Raw genomic sequence first — 11787 nt, 5'->3', positions numbered from 1 at the left:
GTTCCTCCACTACCGGGTAAAATAAGAGCCGGGGTGGATTTGCGCCGCTCGATCAGGCACATGTCGGGCAAGAAGACCAAATTATGGGGGCGAGGTCATGCAGAACCTGCTGAACGATCTGACAGAACTATTGCAGGCGGACCAAGCCTTTATATCGGACGGGGCGATCTTGAAAAACGCTGTGATCGAGGCGGCGCTGAATATGGAGCCGCGCCTGCTCGAATTGCTGATGCAGTCCCCAAGGATTAAGGCGCACTTCTTCACTGAGGTGGCGGGCGCGCTGGTCTTCGATAAGGTGCGGTTTCAGGACTTCGTGTCCAACAAGGCATTCCTGCCCGACAGCTACACCGCCTTCAAGAACCGTATCGGGCTGACCGACGGTCGAGGAAACTACCTGAGTCAGTCGCGCGACGTGGTGCTGGCGTGGCCCTACAAGGATTGCGTGCTGGAAGGCGCCATGACGAAAGAGGACCGGGGTCGGAACGAGGTGTTCTGGAACACGACGCTGGCTCCCGACGACATCACGCGGCTGTTTGAACCCAAGGTGCTGACCGGCTGGGAGCGCTGGGATGCGGAGGCGGTGGCGGCAGGCAAGGCCAAGCCAGTGGGGCAGGTGGCGGAGGACGACAATCTACTCATCAAAGGCAACAACCTGTTGGCGCTGCATTCGTTAAAAGCGAAGTATGCGGGTAAGGTGAAGCTCATCTATATTGATCCGCCCTATAATACCGGCAATGACGGCTTCCGATATAATGATCGTTTTAACCATTCGGCTTGGCTGACCTTTATGCGGAATCGGCTTGAAGCGTCTAAAGAGCTGATGAGCCGGAATGGTGTGATATTTGTCAACTTAGATGACAGAGAAGCGCACTATTGCAAGGTATTGATGGATGAAGTCTTCGGACGAGACAACTTCATCGCAAATGTGATTTGGCAGAAAAAGTATGCCAAGCAGAATGACGCAACTGGGTTTAGCCAGAGTCACGATCACTTATTGGTATTTGTGAAGGATGTTCAATCAGTAGGGTTTAATCCTGTCGAGAGGGATGAAGGGCAACTCTCGAACTATAAGAACCCAGATAATGACCCGCGTGGGCCATGGCAATCTGTGGTATACACTTGCAATAAAACCGCCGAAGAACGACCTAATCTATACTATCCTATCATTCATCCTCGCACAGGAGAGGAGGTTTGGCCGGAAAGATCGCGCGTTTGGGCTAGCGAGCGCGATACTACACTCAAGAACATCGAAGACGGACGCCTTTGGTGGGGGGCGAACCAAGAGATGGATAAGCCCCGAAAAAAGTCATTTTTGTCCGAGGTGAAAAACGGAATTGTTCCTGAGACGCTTTGGCTCCGCAGTTTTGCAGGAGATAATCAAGACGCTAAGCGCGAAGCAATGGCATTCGGTTTGCAGGATACGTTCCCCACGCCAAAGCCCGAAAAACTCATGCAGCGCATCATCGAAATTACGACGTCACCCGGTGACTTAGTTTTGGACTTTTTTGTTGGCTCGGGTACCATGTCCGCCGCTGCATCGAAAATGCAGCGTCAATGGCTTGCTGTTGAACAAATGGGATATGTGCGCAACCTAACCATGGAACGCCTCAAGAAGGTCATTGAGGGTGAGCAAGGAGGCATATCAAAAGCTGTTGGATGGCAAGGCGGCGGATCGTTTGTATATGCTGAACTCGCGGCCTCCAACTCGGGCTTCGCTACTCGCATCGAGGCGGCCCTAGACATGGCGGCGCTGCAGACCATCCATGCCGATATCAAAGCCACTGGCTATCTCCGCCCTGACGCGGACGTGCGTGGCTTCGACCTAGACGACTTCGCAGCGCTTCCGTTAAACGACGCCAAGCGCGTTTTGATTGATTGCCTCGATGCCAACCACCTTTACGTCAATCTCGGCTCTCTTGGCGATGTAGACTTTGAAATCTCCGACGAAGATGCAGCCGCGACCCGCTCTTTTTACGAGATCACGGAATGACCCAGAGCCTTAGCCAAGAGTTTGACGCACTCGCCAAGTATGGTGCGCTCAAGGTCGATCTACCCGACGAAATCACCGCGAACCTGTCGCCCAAGATCGAACTGCGCCCCTACCAACGAACGGCGCTGGAACGCTGGCTGTTCTACATCGACAAGTACGACGGGCGGCCCAAGGCCCCGCATCTGCTGTTCCATATGGCCACGGGCAGCGGCAAGACGGTGCTGATGGCGGCTCTCATTCTTGACCTTTACCGGCGCGGCTATCGCAACTTCCTGTTCTTCGTGAACTCTGGCCAGATCATCGAGAAGACCAAGGAGAACTTCCTGAACCCTGCATCGGCTAAGCACCTGTTCGCCCCTATGGTGCGGATAGACGACAAGTCGGTGGACATCCGCGCCGTGGATACTTTCGATGCGGTTAACAAAGAGGCAATCAACATCCACTTCACCTCCATGCAAGGGCTGCACAAGCGGATGACGGAGCCGAAAGAAAACTCCGTAACAATCGAAGACTTCCGCGACTACAAGGTGGTGATGATTTCGGACGAAGCGCACCACCTGAACGCCGAGACCAAGAAGACGCTGTCGGTAGTTGAGGCCGAGGAGAAGGCCAGTTGGGAAGGCACGGTGGCGGAGATATTCCGCCAGCATCCCGAGAACATGCTGTTGGAGTTTACGGCGACCGTGGACCTATCTCACGAGGCGATCCGGGCTAAGTACCACGACAAGATACTGTACGACTATTCGCTGCGGCAGTTTCGAGAGGATGGCTATTCCAAGGACATCGAGTTGCGGCAGGCCGATCTGCCGCCCGAGGCCCGGATGATGCAGGCGATGGTGCTGAGCCAATACCGCCGCAAGGTGGCCGAGGCGCACGGGCTGCATTGCAAGCCGGTGATCTTGATGAAGTCCAAGACAATCAAGGAAAGCGCCGACAACGAAGCGGCCTTCGGCGCGATGGTGGCGGGATTGTCCGGTGATGCACTGGACGCGCTCAGGGCGGCCTCTGGCGGCGATGAGACGCTTTCACGGGCCTTTGCCTATATCATGGATGAAAGGGGCCTCAGTGGCCCGGATTTCGCCCGCGAGCTGCAGGGCGACTTTGGCCGCGAAAAGGTGGTGAACGTCAACAATCCGACCGATCTCGAAAGAAGACAGATACAGTTGAACGCGCTGGAAGAACGCGACAACGAGATACGGGTTATCTTCGCCGTCGATAAGCTGAACGAGGGCTGGGACGTTCTGAACCTGTTCGACATCGTGCGTCTATACGATACCCGCGACGGCAAGGCGAACAAGGTGGGCAAGACCACAATGGCCGAGGCGCAGTTGATCGGGCGCGGGGCGCGATACTTCCCCTTCATGGCACCGGATCAGCCCGAGGCGGCGCGAGAGAAGCGCAAGTACGACAACGCGATGGACAACCCCCTGCGCATCTTGGAGGAATTGCACTATCACTGTTCCCACAACCCCAAGTACATCCAAGACATCCGCAACGCTCTGCGCGAAACCGGCATGCTGGACGAAACCGCCCGCACGGTGCGGTTGCGGTTGAAGGACGGCTTCAAGCAGACTTCCCTGTATGCTGGGGAATACGTCTGGATGAACGACCGGAAGAAGAACCCGCGCGATGGAGTGGCCGGGCTGGACGCCTACAAGATCGAAGGCCGCTTCACTTATCCCAGCTTGATGACGGGTCGGGTAACGGAAGCCTCAGCTTTCGGCGGTGGCCAGTTGACGTTGAAGCCGTCGAGCAAGGAGCCTGTGTCGCGCGACTTCAAGTTGGCGGACTTCGGCAGGGCCATACTGAGCTTTGCAATGGACGCGAACGACTTCTTTCATTTCACCAGTCTGAGAACATACTTCCCACAACTTGCCAGCGCATCGCAGTTTGTGACCTCTGACGCCTATCTGGGCGGCGTGACGGTAAGCGTGCGCGGCTTGCCGGATGACCTGGCCCACCTTGCCGCACGACAAAAGCTAGATATCACGCAATACGTGCTGCACGAGATCGAAAGCGGTGTGAAGCGCGAAAGCGTCGAATACATCGGTACCAAAGACTTTAAGCCGTACCCCATTAAGGACCGTTTCACCGACAAGGTACTGAAACTGCGGATCGAAGGCGAGACCGGGCTAAGCTGGGCCGAAAGTAACGTCCCCGGACTGGACCAGATCGACTTGAGCGGCAAGGACTGGCACGCCTATGAAGACAGCTACGGCACCGATCAGGAAAAGCACTTCATCAAGTATATGCACGATCAGGAAGCCCGGTTGCGCGATATCTATGACGACTTCTACCTGCTGAGGAACGAGAAGGCGGTGAAGCTGTACGACTTTGACACCGGGCGCGCCTTTGAGCCAGACTTCGTTCTGTTTCTGAGGAAGAAGGGGCAAGAGGAAAGCACGATTTTGCAGCTATTTATCGAACCCAAGGGCGACCAGTTGCGACCGAAGGATGACTGGAAGCAAGACTTCCTCGCGCAAGTGAAGGTCCAAGCAAGACTTGAGACGGTTTTCCGAGGGCGGGACTATACCATCCTTGGCTTGCCATTCTTCAACGAGACGGGACAAGCTAATATCGACTTCAAAGCGGCGTTCGAGATTGAGGCGCTGGGCGCATAGCCCGGTTCCATCTGGCTAAATGTACAGACCTGTCTAAATGTGTGGGATTGGTGGTCTAAAGAACGGCCCGTCCCCACTACCGGGGCAAATAAGCGGGTTCAGTTTGGCGCTCAGTCCGACATCTTGGTCAACCTGTCCACGATCTCGGTTGGATCGAAACCCAGCACTTCACCCAGCTTGACCAGTTCCACGACATCGACGCGGCGCTGACCGCTTTCAAGCCGCGCGATGAAGGACTGATAGACCTTCATCCGCTCCGCAAGTTCCACCTGCTTCAAGCCTGCCTCGCTCCGCTTCTCGATGAGATAGCGGATAAGAGCATCATGCCTTTGATCTCCGAGAGTTTTCGGCATGAAGGCCCCATGCAGTTGCACTGGGCGCGTTGACTATATCCAAAATGTGGTTATCTAAAAATCAGATATGGCAGGTGCGTGCTCGTGCGCACTCTTGGGGCGGTGCATGGCGTCTCGGAAGGAATGGGAAGTGCCAATGCGACCAGAGGACAAGTCCCCCGACCACCACGTTGCCTTCGGCGCCGCGGCGGAGGGCGTTTCTGCTGCGAGTGCAAGCCTTGCTGTCGTGGGGCGCTACTGGTGGAACATGCAGATGCGCTTGCTGATTGCCACAGGCGTGATGCGATTTTTTAGGGCGCAGTGGTGGCTCTTCATCGTGGTGGGTTTTGCCCTGCTGGCCTTCGTGTTCCCGCTCGGGGTCGCCTTCATCGTGAGCGCCTTCTGTGCAGGCGAGATGAACCCAAAGGCCGAGGGCGACTATCTTGTGCCGCTAAAGCGGGACGATAGCGCGGCATCGGTTGATGCCTCGGCTGAACAATCTGCGGGTTTCGGCGGTCCTGATCTGTCTGATGTCCTTGAGGGTGTGAAAAGCGCCGCTAGCCTGCATCATATAGGCTTCTTGCGCGCCCTAGGCCGGGACGTGGACGATGCAGAGTTTGCAGCCGCCGCGCTCGGGGCGCTTGACGGGACGTTGCAGGCTCACAAGGCCAAGGTGCCAAATCCCGACATGCACGCCATGGGGGTCTCATTCATAGCAAGGCAACTCAAAGACCTTGGTCGAATGGAGGAACTCGATCCAGAGCGTATCGCCGACCTTACTTTGACCGCAATGTCATCCGAAGCGTTGGAAGGTATCCGCATTGAGGCGGGTCGCTTCTCCTATGGAATGGAGGGGCTGTGGAGCGGGGCCATGCGGACCGGCCCCGCCGCTGTTTGAAGACCGGCCCAGTTGCCTCAGCCGATGGCGAAGCGGTCAATGCCCTCCTTGAGTTGGGGCAGGGTATACCCCTCGCGCAAATAGACCTCTTGAGTGACGCCAGACCGGGCATGGCCTACGATGCACTGGATGATCGGTTCCGGCACGTTCGCTTGGCCCAGTCGCGTAACGAACGTGTGCCGCAAACAGTGAAATACCAGCGCGCTTTCCTTGATGCCCAACTTCGGCAAGAAACTCTCATTGCACCACCGGCTCAAACTACGGCCATAGCCGTGTTTGAGATGGTAGCTGTAATCTGGGAACAGGCGCGCACCGCCCCGGCGGCTATCCACAAAGTCGAGAAAGCCAAGGCGGATCAACTCAGCGTGCAGCGGGACCTTGCGCCTGCCTGCCTTGGACTTCACCCGTTTGTTGCCCTCACCTTCGTCGGTGATGTTCAGAAACCAAAGCCCGCCGTTCTGTTGGATATCGGCAATGTCGAGTTGACAAATCTCGTTCAAGCGCGCCCCGCTGAACATACCCAGAAGCATGCCCCACTTGTGGCTGTCATTGCGCACCAGCCCGGACGGGTTGTCCGTCAACTCGGTGTAGAGGAAGCGTGTCTGTTCGTGTGAGAAGGGCTTGCGCTCGGTGTCACTGTTCTTGGCCTTGGCCACCTTCATCTTATCGAACAGAACGTGCGGCGAATGCCCGTGACGTTCCGCCCAGTCGAAGAACATCTTGAACATCTGGATGTGGCTGTTGATCGTCTTGGGGGAGATTTTCGGGTGTCCCGGTTCCTTGATGACCTGCATCAGCGGCATGGCCTTCAACTTGGGCTTGGTGTTCCGGTTTGCCGGAAGGGCCTGCAACACCTTTTTCACCTCGTTCGCATCCTGTTTCGTGATCGTGGCAAGCAGCCGGCCACGCCCGAAGTATTCGATCAGGATATTCAGGTAAGCTCGGTTTTGCCCGGTGGTCTTTTCAGCCCACTGGCGGGAATGCTCGGTGATGAAGTCATCCACTGCCGTGCCCAGCGACGATGATGCCAGCAAGGCGGCTGGAGGCGCCTCAGGAGGGGCGGGGGAGAGGGCCGACGCATCGTCATAGGCGTAATGCTCAAGGCGCTCTGCGACGTCCAGAACCCGCCTCAGCATGTCGCGGCGGCCCTTCCGTAGCTCGGTCGCAATCCGGGGCATGCTGGCGTCCCAATCGGCATCGGACACCTCCATCTTGGTCTTGAAGCGCGCGACCGGAAGCCAGATCAGGTTGGCGCTGTTGATGTCCATGAAACTCTCATGGTCCAGCACTTCTTCGCGCGCGTCTGCCAAGGCGTTCTGCGACAGACCGCGCCGGTCCAGCCAGTCAAGGTACTGATCTAACTGCGCCTTGAAGTAGGCCTGTACCTTTTCGCGTATCTCGCTTTGCCTAAGTCCCGCCAATGCTTTGCTCTCGCTTAGAAATCGGCCGCAGGATGCAAGATGACGGGCCAAATCACCAGCCCGATCCGGGCAGCGTGTGCGGAGGGAGACGCGGACTGTGGCGCGCTTTCCTTCTATGGACGGAGGGATAGGCCAGCGGAAGTAGTAAATCCCATGTCTTGAACGGCTTAGATAGGATGACAGCATCATAGGGTGTGTGTCCCACTTTGTGTCACACCCGACCGCTAAGCCGCTAAGCCTATGATTTAGAAGGAAATGGAGGCGAGTACCGGAATCGAACCGGTGTACACGGATTTGCAATCCGCTGCGTCACCACTCCGCCAACTCGCCATCCGTGGTGTTGGCGTCAGATACGGTATCGCAGGCGCGCGCGCAAGAGCGGAGTTGCGGGCGGGCCGCGACTGTGCGTTGGCGAGGGGGGGACTCTGCCCGGAAACGGGGTGTGTGCGACCATCGCGCAGCTTGCCCCTCTGGGGTATCTGTGGCAGAAACCGTAACGGGTTCCATACCGAAGAGTTCACGACATGCAAGATTTTGCCACGCGTCGCACCATGATGGTCGATACGCAGGTCCGCCCGAACGACGTCACGAAATTCCCGATCATCGCCGCGATGCTGCACGTGCCGCGCGAGGAGTTCGTTCCGGCGTCGCGCCGTGAAGCCGCCTATATCGGTGAGAATGTCGAGATCGCTGCGGGCCGGGTGCTGCTCGAGCCGCGCAATTTCGCCAAGATGCTCGACGGGCTGGACATCCAGCCGGACGATCTCGTGCTCGATCTGGGATGCGGGCTCGGCTACTCGGCCGCGGTGATCGCGGAGATGGCCGAGGCGGTCGTGGCGCTCGACGACGAGGACATGGCCGCGCAGGCGGAAGCCGCGCTGGCGCAGGCGGGGGCCGATAACGTGGCCGTGGTCGCAGGCGAGCTGGCCGCGGGCGCCCCGCAGCACGGCCCCTATGACGCGATCCTGATCGAAGGCGGGATCGAGGCGGTCCCCCACGCGATCGCCGATCAGCTCAAGGAAGGCGGCCGGATCGCGGCGATCTTCATGGAGGGCGCGCTCGGCGTGGCGCGGATCGGCTACAAGATCGACGGGGTGATCTCGTGGCGCGACATGTTCAATGGCACGGCTCCGGTTATGCCGGGCTTCGCCGCGCAGCGCGATTTCGTGCTCTGAGGGGCACATCGTTTCGGCTACACACAATGCCGCAATTGAATCCGCGCGCATTGCCTGTAGCATCTAATAAATGAGGCGCGCGACTTGTCCGGGCGACAGCGCGGCTGCAAAACGATGAGGGTTGAGGCATGTTGCGCAAGAATTTGAGACTGACGATCGTGGCGGTGGCCACCTTGCTGACCCCGGTGGCGGCCGGCGCCGAGACGCTCGCTGACGCGCTCGTGTCGGCCTATCGCAATTCCCATCTTCTCGAACAGAACCGCGCGACGCTGCGCGCTGCGGATGAGGACGTGGCTCAGGCGGTCGCCAAGCTGCGCCCGGTCCTGCAATGGACGGCGGAGTACGAGTACCAGGATTCCGACCAGCTGGCGAATTCGACCCGCACCGCCTCGGCCACTCTGGGCGCCTCCATGACCCTGTTCGATTTCGGCCGCAACAAGCTGAATATCGAGATGAAGAAGGAAAGCGTTCTGGCCACCCGCGAGGGGCTGCGCTCGGTCGAGCAGAATGTGCTGCTCGCGACGATCCAGGCCTATTCCGACGTCAAGAGCGCGTCCGAACAGATCGCGATCAACCAGAACTCGGTGCGGGTTCTGGGCGAGGAGTTCAAGGCCGCCAATGACCGCTTCGACGTGGGCGAGGTGACCAAGACCGACGTGTCGCTCTCGCAGGCTCAGCTCGCATCCGCCCGCGCCTCGCTGGCGGCGGCTCAGGGCAAGCTGCGCGCCGCGCGCGAGGCCTACAAGGCCGCGACCGGGCATTATCCCGGCGCGCTTGCCGCCTTCCCGAAAGCTCCTGCCCTGCCCAAGACGATCGAGGCCGCGCGTGCGATCGCTCTGCGCAACCATCCGGGCGTGAAGCAGCTTCAGCACACCGTCGCGGTCTATGACCTCGGGGTCGATTACGCGAAGGCGAACCGCATGCCGACGATTTCCGGCTCGCTCGGTCTGAAGAATGCCGAGGGCGGCGTGGAATCGACTTCGGCCAAGATCCAGTTGAACCAGACGCTCTATTCGGGCGGCGCGTTGATTTCGGGACAGCGTCAGGCGATCGCGAACGATCAGGCGGCGCGTGCGCAGCTTAGCCAGGCCGGCGTCACCGTGGCGCAGAACGTCGCGAATGCCTGGTCCGCAATCGAGATCGCGAAGGCGCAGATCTCGGCCTACGACCAGCAGGTGCAGGCCGCGCGCACCGCCTATCAGGGCGTGAAGGAAGAGGCGCTTCTGGGTGCACGCACCACTCTTGATGTCCTCTCGGCCGAGCAGGACCTGCTCGATGCGCAGGCGGGCCGGATCGACGCGGCGGCCACGCTGCAGGTAGCTTATTATCAACTTCTGTCCGCTATGGGTCTTCTGACGGTGGACAACCTGAAACTCGGGATCCCGACCTATGATCCGGCCGCCTATTACAATGCGGTGCATAACGCGCCCATCACGCTCAGCCCGCAGGGCAAGCGGCTCGATCGCGTTCTCGAGGCGATGGGGAAGAAGTAAGACACCCATTTCGGTATTCGTTTCTGGCGGGGGCGGTTTCGGCTGCCCCCGCCGACCTGAGCGCATGTGGCGCGGTGGCCTCTTCGCCTTATCCATGCAGCAGGTGACTGGACAGGGGCGCGAACGCGCTTCAGGATGGGATTGCAATGGCTGAAACCGGACCCACACCCGAAATCGAGGACGTGCTCGCGTCGATCAGGCGGCTTGTGTCGCAGGATAGCCCGCAGGCGACTGAAACCTACCGCACGGTCCCGATGCCGGAGCCTGACCCGCTCGTGCTCACCCCGGCACATATGATCCGGCCCGAGCCCGAGATGCCCGAAGAGGACGTCCCGGAGGCGCGGTTCTGGTCGGACGAGTCGGGCGAGGTGGCGGATAGCCCCGAAGATCCGTCGGGTGCGCATCTGGCAGACATGACCGGTGAGCCCGCCCCGGAAGCGCCCGACAATGTCACCGAAATTTCGGCCGCGCGCCGCGCGCCGCAGAACTTCGAGCCCGAATTCGAGGACGATGCCTCGGTTCATTGGCCCGATGCGACCGAGTTGCCGAAGGCGACGCTCGGGGATGAGTTGAACCGGCTGGAGACCACGCTTGCCTCCCTCGAGGCAGAGGTCTCGCGCAAAGGTCTCGAGTTCGAACCGGAGCAGGGCGACAGGTTCGAGCCCGAGGGAACGCACCCGCTGACGCAGTTGCCGGACGCGTATGAAACCGAGGCCTTGGACGTACCGCAGCACGAGACTGACGAGGAAGATGACGCCGCACTCACCGTCGATGCGGATGAGGCCGACGTGGCGCAGGACGTGCCGGAACCGCTCGAACTGGGGGCGGAGTTCGAGGTGAGCGAGGGCGATTGGCCCGAAGATCCCGACCAGACGGCCGCGCTCGATGAAATGCTCGATGTCGATCCGCCGCCGCCTGCGCCGGAGCCGGAACGGGTCGTCCCGCGCCGTCTCCATCTGAGCGACGCGGAGCGGCGCCGGCCCGCGCCCGAGGCGCGTCCCTCCAGTTACGAGGGGCTGCGCGAGCGACTGGAGGCTTACGAGCCCGATGACGGCCTGGCGGGAGAGATGCTCGAGGCGGAGGAGGGCGAACTCGCACCGCCGGTCGAAGCGGGCCTGCACCCCATCGCGCTCGCGATGGACGAGGGTCAGCTCCGGCAGTTCGTCTCCGAGGTTCTGCGCGAAGAGCTGCGCGGGTCGCTCGGAACGCGGATGACGCGCAACCTGCGCAAGATGATCCGGCGCGAAGTGCAGCGTGCGCTCATGGCACGGGACTTCGACTGAACCGCCTCCCGATTTGCGAAAAAAGAACGGCGCGCCCGAGCAGGGTCGCGCCGTCATGAATTCTGCTTGGCGGTGATCGGCTCAGGCCGCTTCGGCTTCGTGATCGTCCGAAATCGCGGCAAGACGACGCTCGCTCTCTTCGCGCGAAAGTGCGACCGAGGTCCGGACACCCTTCGCGACGAACTCCATCAGGCCTTTGACGACGCGTTCATTCGGGTCGATCCCGGCGCAGGAAAGAACCTCGCGCCCATCGCGCGAGCGTGCCCAGCGGGCGATCTGCTCGGGACCGTTGCCATATTTCTTGTCATCGGCGATCGCATCGTCGAGTGCCGCCAGAACCACCGCAGCGAAAAGCTTCCGGGCCCGTTGTCCTTGTTCATAATTGAAGGCCGAGCCGTCAACGAAATCGCGCATTCTTCCGTCCTTTTTATTGCTCTTGTGTTTCCTGGCGTGGGGGACATCTATGGTGCTTTCGCCCCGATTCGATATGGCCGCCAACTCATGGCAGGCATGCGTTTAACGCATATCGCCTCTGTTGCCCATTGCATAACTCGAATGAGCCCCCCGACGATCC

The 11787-nt window shown here is 59.8% G+C and carries 9 protein-coding genes and 1 tRNA gene; 6 read left to right on the top strand and 4 right to left on the bottom strand.

The genetic code is table 11. From position 1 onward, the window contains the following. Positions 1 to 97: 97 nt before the first annotated feature. On the top strand, positions 98 to 1990 hold the full coding sequence (locus tag DW2_RS05815) for a DNA methyltransferase (protein WP_038144405.1): 1893 nt from the start codon (positions 98 to 100) through the stop codon (positions 1988 to 1990). Further along, positions 1987 to 4611, top strand: a complete 2625-nt coding sequence (locus DW2_RS05810) for a DEAD/DEAH box helicase family protein (protein WP_038144403.1) — start codon at positions 1987 to 1989, stop codon at positions 4609 to 4611. Before DW2_RS05815 ends, DW2_RS05810 begins: the two co-directional genes overlap by 4 nt. A 110-nt stretch (positions 4612 to 4721) precedes the next feature. Here the strand turns inward: DW2_RS05810 and DW2_RS05805 are convergent, their stop codons facing one another. Then, on the bottom strand, positions 4722 to 4964 hold the full coding sequence (locus DW2_RS05805) for a helix-turn-helix domain-containing protein (protein WP_038144567.1): 243 nt from the start codon (positions 4962 to 4964) through the stop codon (positions 4722 to 4724). A gap of 136 nt (positions 4965 to 5100) precedes the next feature. Here DW2_RS05805 and DW2_RS05800 point away from each other — a divergent pair, with 136 nt between their 5' ends. Continuing rightward, entirely contained in the window at positions 5101 to 5841 is a 741-nt protein-coding gene (locus tag DW2_RS05800) for a hypothetical protein (RefSeq protein ID WP_038144401.1), read from the top strand. Between the two features lie 17 nt (positions 5842 to 5858). Here the strand turns inward: DW2_RS05800 and DW2_RS05795 are convergent, their stop codons facing one another. Both DW2_RS05795 and DW2_RS05790 read right to left on the bottom strand, forming a co-directional pair. After that, positions 5859 to 7262: a site-specific integrase gene (locus DW2_RS05795; protein WP_238321270.1), complete on the bottom strand. Its 1404-nt coding sequence runs from the start codon at positions 7260 to 7262 to the stop codon at positions 5859 to 5861. A 256-nt stretch (positions 7263 to 7518) separates the two neighbouring features. Beyond that, positions 7519 to 7592 (bottom strand) — tRNA-Cys (locus tag DW2_RS05790). Between the two features lie 194 nt (positions 7593 to 7786). On the opposite strand from DW2_RS05790, the gene DW2_RS05785 reads away from it, so the two are divergent. From DW2_RS05785 to DW2_RS05775, 3 genes are all read left to right on the top strand, one after another. Next, the gene (locus tag DW2_RS05785; RefSeq protein WP_038144397.1) at positions 7787 to 8437 is read left to right on the top strand and encodes a protein-L-isoaspartate O-methyltransferase family protein; all 651 of its coding nucleotides are present in this window, start codon (positions 7787 to 7789) and stop codon (positions 8435 to 8437) included. 128 nt (positions 8438 to 8565) lie between these two features. Then, on the top strand, positions 8566 to 9930 hold the full coding sequence (locus tag DW2_RS05780) for a TolC family outer membrane protein (protein ID WP_038144395.1): 1365 nt from the start codon (positions 8566 to 8568) through the stop codon (positions 9928 to 9930). A 146-nt stretch (positions 9931 to 10076) separates the two neighbouring features. Beyond that, positions 10077 to 11213 (top strand): hypothetical protein, encoded by a 1137-nt coding sequence (locus DW2_RS05775; protein WP_038144393.1) that lies wholly within the window; start codon positions 10077 to 10079, stop codon positions 11211 to 11213. An 81-nt stretch (positions 11214 to 11294) separates the two neighbouring features. Here DW2_RS05775 and DW2_RS05770 read toward each other — a convergent pair whose 3' ends face one another. Further along, positions 11295 to 11627, bottom strand: coding sequence for a DUF6280 family protein (locus DW2_RS05770; RefSeq protein WP_038144391.1), 333 nt, complete (start codon positions 11625 to 11627; stop codon positions 11295 to 11297). Positions 11628 to 11787: the final 160 nt, after the last annotated feature.

The sequence above is a fragment of the Thioclava atlantica genome (assembly GCF_000737065.1).
Classification (GTDB): Bacteria; Pseudomonadota; Alphaproteobacteria; order Rhodobacterales; family Rhodobacteraceae; genus Thioclava; species Thioclava atlantica.
This window is presented reverse-complemented; position numbering and strand designations above follow the sequence as displayed.

Coding starts and splice junctions, on each gene's coding strand:
- DW2_RS05775 (WP_038144393.1), top strand. CDS start 10,077: ATGGCTGAAACCGGACCCACACCCGAAATCGAGGACGTGCTCGCGTCG.
- DW2_RS05810 (WP_038144403.1), top strand. CDS start 1,987: ATGACCCAGAGCCTTAGCCAAGAGTTTGACGCACTCGCCAAGTATGGT.
- DW2_RS05805 (WP_038144567.1), bottom strand. CDS start 4,964: ATGCCGAAAACTCTCGGAGATCAAAGGCATGATGCTCTTATCCGCTAT.
- DW2_RS05800 (WP_038144401.1), top strand. CDS start 5,101: ATGCGACCAGAGGACAAGTCCCCCGACCACCACGTTGCCTTCGGCGCC.
- DW2_RS05785 (WP_038144397.1), top strand. CDS start 7,787: ATGCAAGATTTTGCCACGCGTCGCACCATGATGGTCGATACGCAGGTC.
- DW2_RS05815 (WP_038144405.1), top strand. CDS start 98: ATGCAGAACCTGCTGAACGATCTGACAGAACTATTGCAGGCGGACCAA.
- DW2_RS05770 (WP_038144391.1), bottom strand. CDS start 11,627: ATGCGCGATTTCGTTGACGGCTCGGCCTTCAATTATGAACAAGGACAA.
- DW2_RS05780 (WP_038144395.1), top strand. CDS start 8,566: ATGTTGCGCAAGAATTTGAGACTGACGATCGTGGCGGTGGCCACCTTG.